General features: G+C 60.6%; 17 protein-coding genes, 1 tRNA gene and 1 pseudogene. 12 read left to right on the top strand and 7 right to left on the bottom strand.

Going from position 1 to position 18,792, the window contains the following annotated elements; translation table 11 throughout:
* The 5 genes from C725_RS15280 (at position 1) to C725_RS15275 (ending at position 4,389) form a co-directional block, all read left to right on the top strand.
* A complete protein-coding gene (locus tag C725_RS15280; protein ID WP_008600960.1) occupies positions 1-975 on the top strand; it encodes a GIY-YIG nuclease family protein in 975 nt (324 codons plus the stop codon).
* 358 nt (positions 976-1,333) lie between these two features.
* The gene (locus C725_RS16495; protein WP_200858589.1) at positions 1,334-1,723 is read left to right on the top strand and encodes a hypothetical protein; all 390 of its coding nucleotides are present in this window, start codon (positions 1,334-1,336) and stop codon (positions 1,721-1,723) included.
* A 12-nt stretch (positions 1,724-1,735) separates the two neighbouring features.
* Positions 1,736-2,143 carry a hypothetical protein gene (locus C725_RS16490; protein ID WP_008600956.1) on the top strand — a complete coding sequence of 136 codons (408 nt, stop codon included), beginning with the start codon at positions 1,736-1,738 and terminating at the stop codon, positions 2,141-2,143.
* 73 nt (positions 2,144-2,216) lie between these two features.
* Positions 2,217-3,254: a DUF4238 domain-containing protein gene (locus tag C725_RS06000; RefSeq protein WP_038281956.1), complete on the top strand. Its 1,038-nt coding sequence runs from the start codon at positions 2,217-2,219 to the stop codon at positions 3,252-3,254.
* On the top strand, positions 3,226-4,389 hold the full coding sequence (locus C725_RS15275) for an RES family NAD+ phosphorylase (protein WP_008600952.1): 1,164 nt from the start codon (positions 3,226-3,228) through the stop codon (positions 4,387-4,389). Before C725_RS06000 ends, C725_RS15275 begins: the two co-directional genes overlap by 29 nt.
* A 7-nt stretch (positions 4,390-4,396) precedes the next feature.
* Here C725_RS15275 and C725_RS05985 read toward each other — a convergent pair whose 3' ends face one another.
* Positions 4,397-4,603, bottom strand: coding sequence for a hypothetical protein (locus C725_RS05985; RefSeq protein WP_008600951.1), 207 nt, complete (start codon positions 4,601-4,603; stop codon positions 4,397-4,399).
* A 142-nt stretch (positions 4,604-4,745) separates the two neighbouring features.
* Between C725_RS05985 and C725_RS05980 the strand changes: the two genes are divergently transcribed.
* The 4 genes from C725_RS05980 to C725_RS05965 all read left to right on the top strand — a co-directional run bounded on the left by C725_RS05980 (position 4,746) and on the right by C725_RS05965 (position 7,724).
* A complete protein-coding gene (locus tag C725_RS05980) occupies positions 4,746-5,405 on the top strand; it encodes an IS110 family RNA-guided transposase (RefSeq protein ID WP_008600950.1) in 660 nt (219 codons plus the stop codon).
* A 547-nt stretch (positions 5,406-5,952) separates the two neighbouring features.
* Entirely contained in the window at positions 5,953-6,480 is a 528-nt protein-coding gene (locus C725_RS05975) for a hypothetical protein (RefSeq protein ID WP_008600946.1), read from the top strand.
* A gap of 130 nt (positions 6,481-6,610) precedes the next feature.
* A complete protein-coding gene (locus C725_RS05970) occupies positions 6,611-7,135 on the top strand; it encodes a hypothetical protein (protein ID WP_243442704.1) in 525 nt (174 codons plus the stop codon).
* Between the two features lie 4 nt (positions 7,136-7,139).
* Complete coding sequence (locus C725_RS05965; RefSeq protein WP_038281943.1) at positions 7,140-7,724, top strand: hypothetical protein; 585 nt, start codon at positions 7,140-7,142, stop codon at positions 7,722-7,724.
* A 52-nt stretch (positions 7,725-7,776) separates the two neighbouring features.
* Here C725_RS05965 and C725_RS16150 read toward each other — a convergent pair whose 3' ends face one another.
* The 3 genes from C725_RS16150 to C725_RS05955 all read right to left on the bottom strand — a co-directional run bounded on the left by C725_RS16150 (position 7,777) and on the right by C725_RS05955 (position 10,014).
* Complete coding sequence (locus C725_RS16150; RefSeq protein WP_149864568.1) at positions 7,777-8,910, bottom strand: hypothetical protein; 1,134 nt, start codon at positions 8,908-8,910, stop codon at positions 7,777-7,779.
* A gap of 178 nt (positions 8,911-9,088) precedes the next feature.
* Complete coding sequence (locus C725_RS05960; RefSeq protein WP_008600938.1) at positions 9,089-9,355, bottom strand: hypothetical protein; 267 nt, start codon at positions 9,353-9,355, stop codon at positions 9,089-9,091.
* Positions 9,356-9,360: 5 nt separating this feature from the next.
* A complete protein-coding gene (locus C725_RS05955; protein ID WP_149864567.1) occupies positions 9,361-10,014 on the bottom strand; it encodes a hypothetical protein in 654 nt (217 codons plus the stop codon).
* Between the two features lie 402 nt (positions 10,015-10,416).
* Here C725_RS05955 and C725_RS16145 point away from each other — a divergent pair, with 402 nt between their 5' ends.
* Both C725_RS16145 and C725_RS05945 read left to right on the top strand, forming a co-directional pair.
* The gene (locus tag C725_RS16145) at positions 10,417-11,889 is read left to right on the top strand and encodes a hypothetical protein (RefSeq protein WP_008600934.1); all 1,473 of its coding nucleotides are present in this window, start codon (positions 10,417-10,419) and stop codon (positions 11,887-11,889) included.
* The gene (locus tag C725_RS05945; RefSeq protein ID WP_008600933.1) at positions 11,867-13,612 is read left to right on the top strand and encodes a hypothetical protein; all 1,746 of its coding nucleotides are present in this window, start codon (positions 11,867-11,869) and stop codon (positions 13,610-13,612) included. The genes C725_RS16145 and C725_RS05945 overlap by 23 nt, the downstream gene beginning before the upstream one ends.
* Positions 13,613-13,682: 70 nt before the next feature.
* Here C725_RS05945 and C725_RS05940 read toward each other — a convergent pair whose 3' ends face one another.
* The 3 genes and pseudogenes from C725_RS05940 to recJ form a co-directional block, all read right to left on the bottom strand.
* Positions 13,683-15,626, bottom strand: coding sequence for a site-specific integrase (locus tag C725_RS05940; protein ID WP_008600932.1), 1,944 nt, complete (start codon positions 15,624-15,626; stop codon positions 13,683-13,685).
* Positions 15,627-15,710: 84 nt separating this feature from the next.
* A tRNA-Glu gene (locus tag C725_RS05935) sits at positions 15,711-15,785 on the bottom strand.
* A gap of 102 nt (positions 15,786-15,887) precedes the next feature.
* A pseudogene (gene recJ / locus C725_RS05930) lies at positions 15,888-17,646 on the bottom strand (single-stranded-DNA-specific exonuclease RecJ).
* Between the two features lie 101 nt (positions 17,647-17,747).
* Between recJ and C725_RS05925 the strand changes: the two are divergent.
* Complete coding sequence (locus C725_RS05925; RefSeq protein WP_160165715.1) at positions 17,748-18,782, top strand: toxin-antitoxin system YwqK family antitoxin; 1,035 nt, start codon at positions 17,748-17,750, stop codon at positions 18,780-18,782.
* Positions 18,783-18,792 lie beyond the last annotated feature (10 nt).

Genomic DNA, 18,792 nt, shown 5'->3' with positions numbered 1-18,792 from the left:
ATGAGCGAGCTGTTCCAGGCGGTGGAGTTTCCACCCCTCAAGGTGACCGGCGACCGTCGTACGCCAAAGCGATGCTATGTCTATGCGCATCTCGGGCCCGGGCGGGTTCCCTTCTACATCGGCAAGGGGACCGGCACGCGCGCTTGGTCGATCGACCGCGATGCGCATTGGCACCGGTTCGTGCGTACGCGCTGCGACAGTGCCTATGAGATTGTGATCCTGGTCGAGGATCTAGATGAGGAAGACGCGCTCGACCTGGAAGAGGCGCTGATCGCGGAGCATGGTAAGACCCTCACCAACTGGATCAACCCGGGCCGCCAGTTCGACTATGCCGCGCTCGACCGTTTCCATAAACTGCGCGACGCAAACACCAGCTTCATTTCCGCCACCCGTCCGCTCGAGACGAGCGACCCCGAAGCTGCGATCACGCGCTACCGGCAAGCGATCGAGCAGATGCATCAATATTGCGCGATCACTTATGAGACCGGGCTGGTCGCGGAGCTGCGTAACGAGATCGGCCATCCGGCGCATGGCGACATAGCCGCGCTTGACCGCCTCACGCAGGTACTCCGAAAGCTCGGGAGGTACGCCGAGATCGCTGAAGCGGTCGACGCCTATTTCGAGCGTTATCCCTCCTGGGTATCCCCCAATCATACCGTCGTGAAGCGCCGCGCCGAGGCGGGCGCGATCCTCGCCGGCGAGCGCAACGCCCCGCGTCTATCCGTGCCCAAGGCACGCGCCCGCAAGACTGGGAAGGTGCCAGAGGAAGAACTCGCGCTGGTCCTGGTGAAGGCGCGCCGCGGCCGTGCGCCGTGGGACTGGATGGTCGCGGCCAAGCTCTGCCGTGCGCACCATGATCATGATCGCGAGATCGCGTTGCTCGAAGAATTCCTGAGCGGCCCGCGCGTCCCGGGGCGCTCCTGGCTGGATGTGGAGGAGCGGCTGTTCAAACTCAGGGCGATGCTGTCCGCCTGATCGAGCGCGGCGCGATAGCGCCGCGACACAGGAAGCGCCCTTGGCCGGCGACGCCCGGGCGGGCGGCATGCGCCCGGGCCATGGGGGCCAGCCGCCCGCACACCCGGTGCCGGCAAGTGCGCCCGTGAGGAGGAGCCTCCGTGTATGGCTGAACGAAGGTGCGCGTAGGCGAAGGCAAACGGCTCCAGGGGCCGCGGTCAGCCCTTCGGTTGTCCGCGACTAGCGCGGATATCTGCGCCAAGTACCTGAGCGCAGTCGAACTAAATGCGTTTCAGGTTCCGACAACATGTTCTCGTCGGCGGTAGGATGCGCCATCAACCACTATAGGACTAAGAATGGCGACACTTCAGGACTAAGAATGGCGACACTTCTAATGCCCGACCCGACCCAGGTTTGTGAGGATGCCCTGCGCGCCGACAAGGCATACAATGTCGAGAATGCAATCCTGCCCAGCGAAAACAAGATCATCGACCGCTTGCTGGCCCGGCGTGTCGAGCTGGTTTCGGCCTATGCCGAGATCTACGAGAAGCTGCACGACCGGGAGCATGGGATCGCGACGATCCTGGGCATCGTCACTAACGTGGCGGCGTTCTGGAACCCGCAGAAGGTTGCGGATGCGCGTGACGCGCGTGTCAGGCTCCAGAAGGTCAATCACGAGATTGCGGAGCTGGCAATGGACCTTGCCGGTCTGCTCGAGGAGCGCTCGGAGATCGGCAATAGCTCGGGCTTTGCCAGCGACACCCATTAACACATCGCAGAAGTGATCGATGCGGCTTCGAGCGATAACGGCTTCTACCGTTTCCACCTGCGGGACGAGTTAAAACCGTTGAAGTCGCAATATGATCTCAAATATTGGCCGAGCCTTGCCGAGGTTGTTCGGGTGATCGGCCAAGACGCGGGTGACGCGGACACGAAGGCGACGGACACGCTGACCCGGGCGGCAACGACGGGATCGCGCGGATCGCGTGCCGACTTTTTCAAGGCGTTTTTCCAGCTGATCCGGGAAAATGGAGACGCCAATCCCGGTCATCTTCCGAGGAATTTCAGGCTCAGCGATGAGACCCTTGCCTCGCTGGCGAATTGCGCGCTCCATCTGGGGCCTGATGATCTGGTCGATGGAGCCTATGTAAAACGGCTGCGCCAGCGGGCACGCGAGCGCCGCCGGTGATATGAACTGAGGTAGATGCAAAGGCAACAGCTCGGGCCCTTGCCGACGGGGTGTCCGAGCTTAATTCTTCATCATGACCGACTTGCCGAAGCGACATCATTGGCTTCCGATGTGCCATTCCGAATTATGGGTGGACGGCGAAGGGTGCGTCACGGCCATCACCGGAAAAGGGGAAGTTCGGCGGACCCAGCCGATCAACACGGCTGTGATTGACCATTATAATTCGATCCGTCTGCCTGATGGCACAAAGGACCCGTCGCTCGAGCGCTTCTTCGCCAATGAAATCGAAGGACCGGTTGCCCCTGTCCTGGCGCGAGTGGGAGGCCAGAAGCGGCGGGACCTGGCCCTGGAAAGCCGGTTCGATCAGACGGTCCTGGCTCGGGACAAGCGCCTGATCGAGCGTGACGGCTTCTTCGCCGATCGAAAGGCGTATTCTGTCGCCTTTTCGGCGGCCGATCAACGGGCGCTCACCCGCTATATCGCATCGCTGATCGTGCGCGTGCCCAGCTACAAGGATGAGCTCAAGTCGAGTCAGATGCTAGAGAATGTGGCAGCGGTGCTGGGGCTCGCGCCGGAAGCAGCCCGCTTCCAGACCGACTTGGTGCATGTCGATATCGTCCATCGGCATTTGAAAGACTATGCCGAGCGGCTCGAGCATTGCGGGTTCGTGTTCTTCGATGCACCTGAGGGGACCGAATTCATCATCGGCGATACACCTGTGATCCCGGCAGCGCTTGGCTTTGGCGACGCTGAGGCAATGTGCCCGATCACACCCAAACGGGCGTTGATCATCGTGAGCAACTATCGGGCACCCTTCGACGATCGCATCGGCGTCTTTCGGGCGCGCCCGCCCTCGGTCCGAGCATTCAACAAGACCATGATCCAGAATGCCGAGCGCGAGATCTTTTGCCGGTCGCCATTCCCGATCGACGTGGTGACCAAGCATCTCGGTTCGAGCCAGATCCGGCTCGCCCCTAATATCAAGACAGCGGCGGGCGAGCATTCCGCCAAGGGGCCGATGCTCGATCGCCCCGTCGCCGCGCCAGAAAGCCAAAACAGGACCAACAGGAAGCATGACGATAATGAGCGACGAACCGGTTTGGGCGCCTGAGCAGGTCAGCCTGTGCGCGGCCTGCGCCAAGCATCCCGAGGTGAAGGCGCTGGTTGAGAGCGACATAACCGAGGGCGTGTGCGGCGCTTGCGCGTCATCCGACAAGGGCGTGTTCAACCCCGCGCGATTTGAGCCGCTGCGCAATCTCATCCGCGCGTTGATCCGGCTCCACTTCAATGAGGAGGACTATAACGGCCATTGGGGCGGCACCTCGATCGACGACATCCTGCTCAACCAGGAGAACCCGATCATCGCTGTCGCAACGTCGCCCGACTATAATGACGACCTGATTCACCGGATCACCTGGGAAGGCGAGATTTATCCGGACCCCGACAAGGGCATCTGGCTTTACGCTGGCAACGACGATCGTGCCGGCCGGCTGATCCAATTTTCGATTCCCGAGACGATCAACAGCGAACTGCGTGACATCGAGTTGCGGCTTAGCCGGGAGAATTTTCACAGGGTAGAGCCGGCGATGGAGGCGCTCGTCGGGAAGATCGAGGGCGACATCGCTGCCACCGTCGCCGCGGGCTCTCTCTGGTATCGCGGGCGCATCGGCGTGACGGAGCATGCCACCCATATTGGCGACCGCGAGATCGTCCGGGTCGCGACGCCCTACAAGGGTGTGGAGATCAGCGCCCTGCCGCCGCCGCGAGCCTCCGCCGGTCGAACCAACCGGCAAGGCGTTTCCGTCCTGTATATCGCATCCGAGATCGAGACCGCGCTTGCCGAGATCCGGCCGCATCCAAGTCATCTAATATCGGTGGGCGGGTTTCGCACCACGAAGGACCTGCGTGTGGCACGGTTCGACCTCCCAATCGCCGCGTTCTCGTCTTCCGACACGCGCCTGGACCTGTTCGCGGTGATCTATCACATCGACTCTTTGCTGAGCGCGCCGGTGATCCCGGAGGAACGGCATCGCTACGCCGCGACACAGCTCCTGGCCGACGTCCTCATTCGGCACGGCTTCGAGGGCGTCATTTACCGGAGTTCGGTGGGCAACGGCATCAATCTGTGCGCTTTCGATCCCTGGGCATTCGAGTATGATGAGAGCACGTCAGCGGTGAAGCAGGTCGACCGGCTGCATTATGAATTCTCCGACGTCGCGACCGCGATACCAACTCGCGGCAGCTAGGGCACCCTCACCGATCATTCGCTGGCAATCGCCGCACCAGCCAGGCGGGCAGCGGCTCGATGCGATGCAGCGCCATCGTCGGCCCGTCATAGGTTTTGCAGAGGTGCCGCCAGAGCGTGCGCATGGCCGCCTGAAACCTGCCAGTCTGCAACCAGCCCAGGTTCGTCTTTTCGCGATGCCGGACGGTCGAACATTGAACGTCGGCTTCTGACACGAGCTGCCGTTCGGCATGTCGCGAGCGAGTGGCGGGAAAGTCCCAGTCTCAGTCATTCGCTAGCTGTGTGAACGGACGGCAGCTTTCAGGATCGACATAGCCCGTTCGAAATGACCGGGATCAGGGCGCATTTTGGCCGACGATGCGCTTCGTCGCGGTGAAGAGCCCTGAACAGCAGAGCCTGATGATGCTGCACCGGTTGCGGCTAATGCTGAACCGCCAGCGCACGCAGATATCGAACGCGATCCGCGCGCACATCTCGGAGTTCGGAGTGGTGGCACCGGTCGGCCGGCTCGGGGTCGAACGGCTGCTCGAGGTGGTTGCCGACGCTGGCGACGATCGCGTGCCGGGAGATGCACGCCTGTGCCTGCAGATGCTGGCGGCCCAGCTCGAAGTGGTGAAGCGTCAGATTCTCGAGAATGACCGCCGCGTGCTCGCCAGCGCGCGTCGAACCGAACTCGGGCGCAGGCTGATGGATATCCCCGGCGTCGGCTCGCTCCTGGCGAGTGCGTTCGTCGCCTTGGTCGCCGATCCGACCGTGTTCAAGACTGGGCGCGACCTGGCCGCCTGGATCGGGCTCGTGCCCAAGCAGAACTCGTCGGGCGGCAAAGATCGGCTCGGCAGCATCACGCGCGCCGGCAACCGCTACCTGCGGCAGATGCTGGTCGTCGGGGCGATGGCGGTGATCCGCTATGCCGAGCGGCATGGCACTAAGCGACCCTGGCTGGTTCAGCTGCTCGCGCGGCGCCCGGCCAAGGTTGCCGCGGTAGCGCTGGCGAACAAAAATGCGCGCATGGTCTGAGCGCTGATGACCGGCGGTGAGCGCTACCGAGAACCGCTGCCCATGGCGGCATAAAAGGCTGGTTACGGGTTCGAAGACATTTTCTCGTCAACAACGGGAGAATGAAAATAACTAATGAGCATGATCCCTAGCACCGCATCGATTCTACCAACAGCGAGATCGCCGCCGTGATCACGGCGCACCGAGGCAGGATCCGTTTCGGCTGCTACGTGCCGACGCGAGATGAGGTCGCCACCCAGTCAGCGGAATGGCTTCAGACCATCATCATCGACTGGTGGTGGGAATCGCCGCCCGATCCCATTCCAGTGAGGAACAGATCGACGGTGTGATTTAGGTCCTGCGCGACCGTGCGGACGCGGACAGCCCGGCGATCCAGAGGCTGATTGCCAAGGCCCTGCCGAAGGAAGGGTGAAGTTGCGCGCCCGGCACGCGCTCAAGGAGCTGGAGAGAGAGAGAGAGAGAGGTGGCTGAACGTCGAAAGACGAAAATTTACCCTGCGCCGGGGCCAGCGGCCGGACCCCGGCGCCTCTTACAGAGGCTCTTTTACATGAAGTATCCAACACCCGCAGACCGCGCCAAGCTGGCGCGCATCGAAGCGTGCGCCGAGCGCCTGGCCGAACATTTAGCCTGGAAACCGATCGCACGTCCCGAGCTGCTGCCGCCGCCACTGCGCAGCTACCGTTATGAGCCCTCTGCGGACCTCATCCTGATCCCGTCGGTGGACGAACGCATCCCGCGCGTCCTGGCGGGGATCCGGTCGTTGCGCTGCACTGCGCTGATGGTGGAATGCGGCAGCCGGACCGATGGCCGGGCCACGCTCTACTGCGTCCTCATCTGCTGCGTGCGCGGGAGAGAATATACGCACGCAGAGCTTCGGCTATGGGCAAGCGAGACCGGCGACCTGTTCCTTGTCGCCGACCCGGACGGCACGGAACCGGACGGCGCCAGCTATGCGCTGCGCCGCTGCCGGATCGAGCCGGCTGACGTGCCGTTCGCGAACGCGCGCGACCTCGAGCGCGGGCTCGCCCGGGCCGAGGCGCTGTTGCTGACCGAGCGGCCGCAGGCCGTGCGCTGACGGCGCGAGCGCAGCTGTCCCCAGAAATGAACGGTGCTTGGCCGGTGGCTGAGCACGATAACTGAAAAAGAGGGTGTGACACGCGGCCCCGCTCCGCCGCCGCGTGCCCCCGAACCTAAAGGCAAATCCGATGACCATTACCTTATTAGACCGCCCGGCGACGGGCGAACCCTTGATGCCGCCCGCGCGGCGCAGCGTAGCAGCCCGCGTGCATGCGTTTGCAACCGAAATCGACGATCTGGTCGACACACGCATATCGCGTGACGATCCAGTCCTCGCAGGCTGCGTTGTGATGCACTACGCCGGGATCATTCTGGCTGGCACGTCCTGCCGGCGGCCGCTGCTGTTTCCGGAGGGTGAGGCGCTTGCACGCCGCTCGGGGCTCGACCTCATCCTTCTGCGCTTCGATGCGCAGCGGCGCGGCGTGACGTTCGACATCCGGATCGAAATGGATGGCACCTGGCTCACCAATTACGTGTTGTGGCGCAGCCAGGGTGAGATGTGGCTTGTGCCTGAGGCCAGCGCGGAGGGCTGCATTCAGGTCACGCCGTTCGGTCTCGATGTGGGCCTTCCGGCGCCGTTTTCGTCGTTCTCAGAGCGCGAGAAGGGAATGGTCCGTGCACTCACCTTCCCAAGTTTCAAGGAAGGGTTCTGATCTTATGGCAAAGACAGCAAAAGCTGCCCCAGGTAAAGGTGCTGCAGCAGAACTAAAGAGTTTTACCGACGGCGCCGGTGCGCATCCGAACTTTTCGTTCACCCGTTACTGGTGGGACGGCGATGGGGCGCGTGAAGGGATTAGAAACTGGGTCGAGAAGAAGCTCGCGCCCGGCGACGACCCGGTGTTCGGCAAGGCCGCGAAGGCGGAGGTGCTCATTCCCGACAGAGCGTCGCCCGACTATGCAGCGGCTGGTTTTCTTCTGGATCAGTTCGATGCGAAACTGCCAGCCTTCGAAAGGCATGCGTTTGTTCAGGTGAAAATCATCTTAGACGAGAACATCTCGTGGGCAGCGGGTTACGAGCGGGCCCGCGCGTATGCGCGGGACCACTTTGTCAGGAACGACCATCCGGTTGTCATTGTCGCGCACGTCCCAGGCGCGGCCGGGTCGTCGAACGCAAACCATGTCCATGTTATCGTGCTGAGCCGAACGCTTGGAATCAACGGCTTCGGAGAAACGGATTATATACTCTGCTCGGACCGGGGTCACAGCGAGGCGTGGGATTCATGGCAGCAATACACGTCGTAAATGACATGATCAGGGTAGGGCCGGCAGGAATGTCGGCCCTCACATAAATCAATTAGCGTTTGACTTTACTACTTCCGGCACGGGCCCAATGCGAAAGATCGAGCATCTCGAAGGTATCGCGAGTTTGTTGCGAAACAGGTTCATTCTGGAATTTAACAAGAAACGCCAACGCGTTCGATTCCGCGTCTTTCATGCTAGAATTTGAGTATTGCCCAAACGTACTCGCGTTCACATCTGATAATACAGCGGGCCTGTACGCTTCTACCAGGTTTCGCATATCTGCCTGATGCGCTTTAAACGAATGAGGGGCCTTTGGTCTCGCTGATACAAAAACGTCGCTGTCGGTAGAAGGATCGTTGATGATAGCAATCATCCTACTCCTCTCCTCGGCAAAGCGATAAGAGGTTATATGCAGAGCTGCAGTGGCGTAAATACCAAAATACCTAGAAAATAAATCCTCTTGATCGTTGCGTTTTGGGTCAAGTCGCACCTGTTCGGTCTTATCAGCAATTTGCTTCGACCTTTTGCGAATATGAGGTATACTTCTTTCAATGGCAATTTTAGCACTATCAGAAAACACATTTTCAATATGCAACGCAATTGTTTTGGCAAACTTCAAATGGAATGGCAAAGGGCCTTTAAGATCTGGCGCTTTTCTTCCATATTTTTTTCCTATACCATAATTATCGAAAATCCTTTCGATATGCCCGTTTAGTGTTTTTACTAGGTTTGCTAATTCATTAGAAGTGCCAGTTTTTAGTAATTTATACGCGAACCAAGGTTTGAAATCCTTGATCGTTGCGAAACCTAGTGCCGCAACGCGGTGAATATCGAAGGCACTCCATATGATACGCTGCCGCGCAAGGATGGTAATCACCTTGCGGCGCTGAGTCTGATCACAGATTTCGTCTACCCAAGCCTTTGCGCTCGGGAAATCCCCTATAACCGCTGAAACATACAACGGTACTGACCATTGGCGAAGAGCGAAAAGTTCTCGAGCGTGATCACTCAAGCTTAAATCGCCCCACCCGTCCAAGGCAACAGTTCGTGCCGTTTCTACATCTTGGAAACGACCCGGAAGTTCTGATCTGGCTACAAGAAATTCCAGAAAAATTGTCAGAGCATGAAAATCCTCCGGCGCGTCGTCCTGCGTAAGGACGCTATACTTCGGGTGCAGCAAGCCCATTGCTTTGTTTCGGAGTAAGCCACTTCGGATGGCAAAACCAGGCCGCCTGCTTTACTTGACTCGACCGTTCAAATGATGGTCGCGCCACAGCAAAACACGTTTCAGAAAACCATCATAATCGGTGGTAATTAATTTTGCAGCATCTAAAATCAATCTCTTCTTGTTACCAAGGTCAGAATTAAACCGATTTCTTTCTGTCTTTCTCTTCATTAGGTTGTCCCTTTTCCATCTCAGTTTCGATATTGGCTATAAGCTCCGCAATTTCGTTCTGGATGCTCGTCCATTCGTGCTCGAGGGTATCGCTAAGGGCTGCATCAAACTCGCCCCGCTCTGCGTTTGCGCTCATGGTGCTCAATTGCCTTTCGAGGTCGTCCAGCCTGCTTGGAATTGCAGCTGAGCGAGCCACGAGCAGGTTGATCTCGCGCCAGTTTCGATCATCACCCATAATGTTCAAATCCTTTCAAAAAATTCAAAGTGAGGCCGCGAAGGCTGGTGCCAGAAGACGGGATTTCCACCGAAATCGCGGATAAAGTCGTGGGCATCGCCTCGCTTCTCGAGGGGCGGGGCGCGGAAGTCCGGATGCAGCGCGGTAAGGCACTCAATAATAAGGTCGACGAGATAACGTTGCCGTAATGTCACCGAACGGCGGCGCCATCTTGCGTTTGGATCCTGGGCGATCGCCTTGCGACTCCACGTCAGCAGTTCGCGTTGGTAGACTGATCGCTTCCACTGAAATCGGTGCCAGCATCCGAGGGCAGTGCAGAATCTTCGAATCTCTGCATTCTCAAGCGCGATACGCATGTGGTCGCAGTAGGTGCCACCCGGCATTTCCGCTGCCGCGTCGAGTAGCCATGGGTAGGTCAGTGCGCCGGCAGACTTGAACCCGAGGGCGGCAATGGGGCATAAATCAAGCGCGCCCAGGGCCTGCTCTGCCGAGCCATGTGCGTATACCCGATTGTCTACCGAACCCTGCACCGCCGATCGGCGCAGGTGCCAGCTCTCGGCCAGATGCAGTTCTCGGTGGGCATCGCCGACCATTGCCTGCCTCTTTCCCTTGATGGCCAAAGCACGGGTGGAGAGGCGCTGAGCGCGTTCCAATAACATAGATGCGTTTGTTGTAATTATGGCGTTCACGGAGATCCTTTTTTCTAAGCTTGGGTGATATCGCATTGCCTGAATTAGCCGTGCTTGGTTGGCGTTCGGCCCTGGCCGGCTGGCAGTTTCCTGCGCCTCCGACTTTTCGAGAGTGCTTCGTGATCTTTGTCATGCAGACTGATTACAAAGGCGGCAGTGGCCACGCAGGGGTCGCACCCCCCCTGAGTAAGCGAGAATTGCTTTTTTACTGCAGGGCACTCGGCGGGGGTGCGACCCCTGCGATCTCAAAAAAGTACATTATGAGGAAGTGAAGAGGGGGTGGTGCGCGGTAACCGCGAAACCCGCCCCGGATGAATCCGGCCGAAGTTCGCGTCTGCTCCACCCCCTCCTGGCTTAGTGACAGGGATTAAGATGCGCGCGGTTTACTTCATTGTTGACGGAGAGGACGCCAGTTCCGAGGCGCTCCGCAAAATATGTAAACAGGGAAGCCAGTCAGTCGGACGGCAAACGCGCCGTATGAACGCGACCTCTGCAAAGCTCCGGAGGGGCCAGCACAAAGCGCTTTCGGCGGAGGAAAAGGCGCGCCGCAAGGCAGATCGTCGACGACGCGCCGAGGAGAGGAAGGCCAAGGCCGAGGAGCTCGTCGATGTAGCGCGTATGCGAAAGGCACGGCGCCGCGCAGAGCTCGAAGAAGAAAGTCTCTTTAGACGCAGAATTAGGGTTCGGACTGACCCCGACAAGCGCTCGAAAGTCACGGCTGCGGGTGGACGTAGCCTCGCACGAAGTTATGAACGCTTCGAACGTGTTACGCTTCCGGTAGTTCGTAGGTCGTCGGCGGCCAGGACCTCGCCGCTTGTCTTCCGTATAAAAGCTCGCTCGCTCGGCGGTTCCGGCCGGTCGCGGTGGCGGCGCGGCGAGTTGCAGCGGTTCGGCCGCTATTTGGTCCGGCTGACCGCACTTGAAGGTAAGCCGGACGAGTCCGTGTTTACAAATATCTCAGACGAAAGAGCGGGCTCGGATATGTTTGTTCGAGAGCTGAGCGATTTCCTGAATGCATACGAAGCGCTGGAAACTGCGGCCGACCCCAAGGGTCAGGTTTATAAGTCCGTCATTCTTCCGCTTCCGCATGATGTCGGCTTTGAAGCGCGACGAGCAATTGCGGCGAATTACAGCGCTGCGCTGAGCGCGCGAAAACTGCCGCATGTGGTGGTGCTTCATTCCCCCGATCAGAACGGTGATGACCGAAATTATCACCTTCACGCTCTGGTGCTGATGCGCGAATTCGAGCGCTGCAATGACCTCGAGTGGGCGTTTGCCCCGACTAAGTCGCGCGACGTCTTCCATCCGGCCATGTTGAAGGCTTGGCGCCGCTATACGGTTGCCCTTTTCAATCGTGAGCTTGCGATTGCTCGCTCCGAACGGAGGTATACACTTGCTCCCTCTGAAAATCCGATAGCCGCCAGAGGCCGCATGGAGACGCAGCGGGCGAGGGACCAACTTGCCGAAAAGAAATGTCGACTGGAACAGTACCAGGCGCAGGCAAGGGCTGCATCTGCGATTTCTGATTTTGCTGGGATGCTCGTGCCGATGGCAGCAAAGCTCGCTAGCGCTGCCGACCGCTTGTCTTTCGTTCGTCGCCGGGAACGCCTCCAAAAGCGTCGTGAGATAAAGGCTACGCTGCAACAAGCGCAGAAGCGCCTTACCAAAATCCACGGCAGAACAACTCAGGTTCGCACAGCGCTGCTCATCTCGGCGAAAACTCGTCTTGAGAAAACGGAAGCAAGACATGCAGGAATCTGGCGCGCCGCGCTTGTGCGTACTTATGCGCAGGTGCAGGTGATGAAGTCGAAGACAAGCGCGCTTGAAAAAAACCACTCTTTTTGACCTGCGGTACCGCACCGAGCTGCATTCGGTTTGCGCATCGATTCTTGCGCTGCGAGACCGCGCTAGGTTGGTTCAGTCGCCCCGCGCGCGGGTCCGTAGCGTCTTGCTGACGCAGACGCTGCAAACCCTCCAGAGCCAGCAGCTTCAGGCGAAACGAGTTGGAGAAGAGTTGGTTTGGGTGTCTGAGGACGTAGATCGCAACCTGTGGAACGATGCCTTGCGTACGCTTTCAGTGAGATCGACTTCGATGGCAGGCCGCGCGTCTTCGATAGGCGAACATATGCAGAATCTGCGTAGCGCAAGGTCTGAAGCTCAGTTCGTGACCGCAGCGGCGCCAAACGGGGCTAATTCCAGTAGCACAAAGGCAACCTTCCAGGAGGCTGCCGATCCATTACTTTCAGGGCTTAGTAAAGTGCCGGACACGTCGGACAGCCTGTGTTCTCAAAACGGTCCCATCAAGAAGGATTTTGCGAAGGCCAAGCCAATGGTTTCGCAGCAGCGGTACCCGGACCGAAATAATGATGTGGCGCTTACGCCGCCAAACGGGCGTCTGCAGCAGACGGAGTTTAAACGGACTCGACACATTGGAGAGCAGATTCGCCGCCGTTTTACACGCACTGCAGCCGGGGTGGCGGGAGTAGGCAAGGAGATCGTTGGCGTTCTTGAAAACGCTCACGATGTACTTTTGCCTACAATCGCCAAAAGTTTCGTCAGAGTTCGGCGTTGGGTGTTTGCACATCAGACGATGTCCACCATACCGGACGACCGCGGGATCTTGGAGGCGCCGCCGGAACAAACCTCTGACCAGGGCGAACAGCCAAAGGTCACTGCTGAGGTGAGCTTCTCCAAAGCCAGGCTGGCAGCGTTCGACCGGGCCGTAAGAAGGTTACCTGAGAGGGCGGTTGAAGATCTCAATCCGAATCTCGCGCACGTGCGCATCGCTCTGCGAGAAGATCGGATCCTGTCGAAGCGGAGCGGCGCCGAGATCATATTGGCAGCGGAGGATCAAACTGCTTTCAACCTTGTGGCGTCGCTTTCCTGCCGGCCTGCTGGCATGATTCTCTTGGGCCAAATTGCATCGAGCGATGATATACCCAAGAACTGGCAGCGATTAAGCGGCGTTATTCCGGAATCCAAAGAATTTTCAACACGCTTCCACCAGGCGGTTCTATCGATGAACGACGCGACGCTCGAACACTCCGTATCACTGCGAAACGAACTCTGCAGGCAAACAGTCGCGGGCGCGCGTTCCGGGCTCGAGACGTTTGATCTCGATCGCATCTTGAGAGCGCTGGAGGACGAACGGATGACAATGGCAGTGGCGTACAGGGTCACACCAAGCGGCGGAGAATTTGAGTTGGCCGCAGCGAATGACTTGGTTCTCTCAGAACTTCGCATGCTAACCAACTCTTCTGCTGGTCGCCGCCTCCTGCGGGCTCTTGCGCGGCCCGACATCTTATCGGGCTATTCCGGATCTCCGACCTGGGCGCAGTGGCGCGAACGCCACCCCGATTGGCTGCCCCCTGCTGACCACCAAGTTTCGAAAGCACATCCTGTGGTCGGAACTCCGGCAACCGCCGGCGTGGCGGAGCCGAGCAAGGTGCAGCAGGTTGATCGGGTTCAAGCTGCCAAACCGCTGTCAGGTCCAGCCCAACAAGAGACCCTGGACTTCGACCTGGCTCAGTGGAAACGAATGCAGGCGAAGGGTTTCGATCGAAGCTAAGATGGATCGCCATTTTTAGTCGGAGGCCATGCTATAATGCCGTGATCATTGGGCGCTGGAATGCGCAGCGTCAGGCAAGACTAGGAGATAGTTGTTTTGCCTGCCGCTGCTTTGCTGCCGAAATGACCCGATCCCAGCAGACGGTGTCATACTCGATCATGTTTACACACTCATGAAGAACATCAAGAGCAGCGCCGGCGCCGTACTTCCGGCCGACACTTACTGGTGCGTGACCGGTCAGCAAATCCGCAATCTCCTCCTTCATGCTGGTATGCCGACATGCGCGCTTCATTGAATGGCGAAAGGAATGGAAAACCTTTTCCTCATCTTCAATGCCTAACTTTCGAATGCGCCGAATGAGGCGGCGTGAAACCGCCTTGCTGCGATTGCCATATTGATCGGCGACGAGGTCATTGAAAAGCCACTCGCGCTCCCTTTTTCGCTGATTCTCTACAAACGTGACGAAGCCAGCCTCGACTAAAATCCAGTGGATCGGAACGTCGCGGTAAGCGGCGCGAGTTTTCGAGCGCTTGCTCGCTTCACCGGCATCGGTCTGCTCTCGGCGCTTTCGCCGCGAGTCGCGTTCGATGCGCACGTACCAAATGCCTCGTTCACAGCGGATGTTGTGCGGTCGTAATTTCGCCATTTCCTCAATGCGGAATCCTGTCAACGGCGCCAGCACGAGGAGCCAGAATTCCGTATCGCTGAGCTTGCTCTCCGGGTCTGTAATAAGGCTTGAGCTATAGATGGATGCAAGCTCGTCCGGTTCGAAAGCTAGGCGGGCGTCCGTGTCGCTCGTCGCGTCCGTAACCGACACTGCGGCTGCCGGATTGGTGCTAATAAGACGCAGCGGATCGCACGCATAGGCGAGGGTAACGCGGATACCACTGACCAGCTTGCCAACGGTCGCTCCCGAAAGGCAACGTAGGCCATCGCGACGAGCCACATCGATCTGTTCAAGAAGTGGAAGTTGCCCGACCGCACGCCGGGGCCGGCTGGGAAGTCGGCGCATCGCTTCCCGATAATCTACAATCATATCGGTCGTGATCTGGGAGACGTCGCGGTCACCAAAGAGTTCAATAAAGCGGCGAATGGCGACCCCCCATTCGTCACAGAGCTTTCGGGATTCGCTTGGCTGCTCCGCAGTCCAAGCCTCGAAAACCTCGGAAAGGGTCCGAGCGTTGCCGGTTTGTCCCAAAATGCGCTCGCGGAGTTCGGAGTTTGGTATGGTGGTTTCAGGAACTGCGCGTGGGGAAGTCCGCTTCACTGTTTCATATTCTTTTCGCGTCGTAGAAGCCGTTGGCTGAATGAAGGCCGGGAGAGGAAACGCGGTCTTCAGCGATTCAAGATCGGGCAGGGGATGCTCGGCTAGGCGCCTTAGATAATGTTCGGCTGCGATCGCAAACAGTCGCTCGTCCGCATCGATCTCCAGGCCAGCAGCTTCAAGGGCGTCCGAGAGAAAATTGGTAGCAATGTGCCACGCCTCAATCGAGCGTGCGCGCTTGACCGCTTCAAGCCCAGGAAGAATCGCTGCGGTGCCACGAAGCTGAGCCTGACGAAGGAAGATGGCGTCCCGCTCCTCTTTCTCAAGATAGTGCGGGTAAGAACCATCTAGTAAAGGGTGAGACGTGCCCGGCGGCAGACCTAAATCCTCGGCGCACAGACACGGGATCATAGCCTTCTCCGTGACCGCGGCACATTCGAGTTCGTAGGAGACCACCTTATCGAGGCCGCCATGGCGCTCGCTCTCTGCCTGAAAGTGAGAATTAACGATCTCCCGCGCCCGGCGTCCAGCATCGACTTCGATATTCGCATCGATAGCCTCGAAACGCGCCAGCCATTTGCTCTGGTTTATGGCGCACAGCCGCCTTGCTTCGCCAATATCGGCGGTCTGAAGGGACTGCTTGATTTCGCGTTTCCCCACCGCGGCGCGATAACGCGGCGGTACCACCATGCGAAACCAAAAGAAGGAAGAGTTTGGCCGTTTCCAGGGGGAGACGAGTCGAGTGTTCATATGGACCACCTAAATGGACCACCTGATCTCAAATAAGGGTCGGACCCCCGGGGAGTACCGGGCATTCTGCGATTTTTGCAGAAATGGTGACCCCTACGGGAATCGAACCCGTGTTTCAGCCGTGAAAGGGCCGCGTCCTAACCGCTAGACGAAGGGGCCACGTGTGCCGTGGGCGGCGGAGCGGCTCACCTAGCGATGGAGCGTTCCGGGGTCAATGCCTTGCCTGCACGCTTTTGCGCGGCGCCGGCCTGGCGTCGCCAGCTAGCCGGCGCCATCCGCCCATGCGGCATCCTCCAGGTGCAGTTCGGCCCTCGGCGTCTGGTTCCAATCGTCGCGCTTGATGCGTCCGGCGACGAACAGGCGCCGACCGCCGGCATTGAGCAGCGCGGCGCCCAGCGGCGTTTCGGCGGCGCGGAAGGCGATGCCCTTCACCCGCCGTCCGTCCGCCCCGGCCAGAAGCGTGCGAACATGGCCGCTGCCGACGACGGATGCATCGATGACGGAGACGGGGCCGGCGGCGACGCGCGGGTTCGGCCAGCCCGCGCCGTAAGGCCCGGCCGCGTCCAGCTCTTCCGCCAGCGTCGGCGTCACCCCGCCCGGCGCCAGCGCCAGATCGAGGTCGAGCGTCCGCTGGCGCTGCGCATTGCGTCACCGCGCCCGACAACCGCTCGCACAGAAATTCGGTCAGCCGCGCAATGTCGGCGTCCGCCACCGTCAGTCCGGCCGCCATGGCATGCCCGCCCCCTGCCGAGATCAGCCCCGCCTCCCTGGCCGCGAGCACGCCTGCACCAAGGTCGACGCCTGCCACCGACCGGCCGGAGCCCTTGCCGATGCCGCCCTCGTCGACGCCGATGACGATGGCGGGGACGCCGAGGCGGTCCTTCAACCGGCTCGCAGCGATGCCGATGACGCCCGGATGCCAGCCCGCACCCGACACCACCGCCACCGGCATGTTCCCCGCCCGTTCGGCGGCGGCAATGGCGGCCTCCGTCACATCGGCCTCGATTCCGCGCCGCTCTGCGTTCAGCCGGTCGAGTTCGGCGGCGATGGCCTCGCAGGCCTCGTCCTCCGCACCGCACAGAAGCCGCACGCCGAGATCGGCCTGTCCGACACGGCCGCCGGCATTGATTCGCGGGCCCAGCGCGAAGCCGAGGTCTGAGGCCAGGGGCGCGCGTTCCAGCCTGGCGGCGCCCGCAAGGGCCGCAAGCCCGCGATTGCCGCGCCGCGCCATCACCTTCAGCCCTTGCGCCACGAAGGCCCGGTTGAGACCCGTTAGCGGCACCACGTCGGCGACAGTGCCGAGCGCGACGAGGTCGAGAAGACCCATCAGGTCGGGCGCCGGGCTGGGCAGGGCCCCCTGCGCGCGAAGCTCCCTCTGAACCGCCACTGCGAGAAGAAATGCCATGCCGACAGCCGCAAGATGACCGTAGCGGGAGCCCTCTGCGCTTTCGTCCAGACGGTTCGGGTTGATGATGGCATGGGCGGGGGGCAAGGCGGTCGAGGCCTTGTGGTGATCGACAACGATCACCTCCAGGCCGGCGTTCGCCGCGGCCTCCAGCGCCTCGAACCCCTGCGTACCGCAATCGACGCAGATGACGAGGTCCGCGCCCGCCCCCTTCAGCGCCACCAATGCCTCGGCGCTGGGGCCGTACCCCTCCAGCAGCCGGTCCGGGATATAATGCCCGGGCCGCGCGCCGCAGGCGGTCAGGTGACGGATCAGCACGCTGGCGCTGGTGGCGCCGTCGACGTCGTAATCGCCGAAGACGACGATGCGCTCGCCCGCCGTTACGGCCCTCGCAATGCGCGATGCGGCGCGGTCCATGTCGACGAAGATACTGGGGTCGGGCAGCAGGTCGCGGATCGTTGGGGCGCGCAGCTGCTCGATTTCGGCCTCCGCCGCGCCGCGCGAGAGGAACAGGCCGCGCACGAGGTCGGGGCCGCTGGCCGGCTCGCGCCCGCCGCGCCAGACCCACGCCCGGCCCCCGATCGAGCTGGAAATACCGAATACAGGAGAACTCATGGCGCCAGCATAGTGGCAGGAGCGCGGTATGGGAATCTGCGTCAAGCGGGAGCCGTGCGCGCGGTTGCGGCGGTGGCCCGTCGCTAACTATGCGGGGCGCCATGATCGACCAGGAGCATCGTCGTCGGCGCCCATCTGACCAGATCGGGCCGCACCCCCAATGGCTCGACAGGCACTCCGTATTGGCGGCGCTGCTCATCGGCCTCGCGGCGCCGGCGCACGCATCTTCGCCCGATATCGTCCTTGTCGAGGATCATCGGACGGTGCCGGAAAGCGAGCTGTGCCATGTGCCGGGCCGCGATCGTTTCACCGGCTTCGTCGATCTGCGGCGCCAGGACGGGTCGTTGATGCGGCAAGTGGCCTGCCGCGACGGGCAGAAGGACGGCACCGACCGTCAGTTCCACAAGAATGGCCGGCTGGCCCTGGAGCGCCATTGGAAGGCCGGAGCGCTCGATGGCCGCTACCGCCGCTGGTTTCCCCACGGCACGTTGAAGGAGGAATGGACCTATGGTCCCGCCGGCCTGGAGGGGGAGTATCGCATCTATCACGCCAACGGCCGTCCGGCCTCCATCGCGCATTGGCGCGGCGGCAAGCGTGACGGCGACTATGTCAACTCTGACGAGGCGGGGAACGTCCTCGAAACCGGCCATTATTCCAGGGGTAGGCCGGACGGGCTGACGACCGAATATCGGCCATCGGGAAAGCCGAAAAAATATCAACGCTACGATCACGGCCGCCGGGTGGGCGTTCAGGCGCTATGGGGCAGCAACGGGCGCTTGCTGCGCCGGTACGAATATACGCCGGACGGGCAGTTCGTGCAGGGTCATGTCTGGAATGCCGACGGGACGCTGCGCCGCGTCACCCGCCCCATCACCATTCCGAAATACGGGCGCGGACTGAAAATGGTCCGCTATGAAGGGTGCCTGACCGAAACGGTCATCCAGAGCGGCACGGACGATCCTGCACGACTGCCGGAGATCGGCTATTCCTTTACCCCCGGGCTTTACAAGCTGGAGACGGTGCGCAGGGGGGGCGAAATCGTCGAGCGGGTCGAGGCATATGATCACGAGCTGCTGGCGCCGGTCATCCGCAAGGACCGGGGCTGCGGGGCGGCAGACCCTTCCGCGAACCGGTAGCTGGCGGCTC

The organism is Pacificimonas flava, from assembly GCF_000342165.1.
GTDB classification, from domain to species: Bacteria; Pseudomonadota; Alphaproteobacteria; order Sphingomonadales; family Sphingomonadaceae; genus Pacificimonas; species Pacificimonas flava.
Note: the sequence above shows the minus strand (reverse complement) of the source record. Positions and strands in the feature narration are given on the sequence as shown.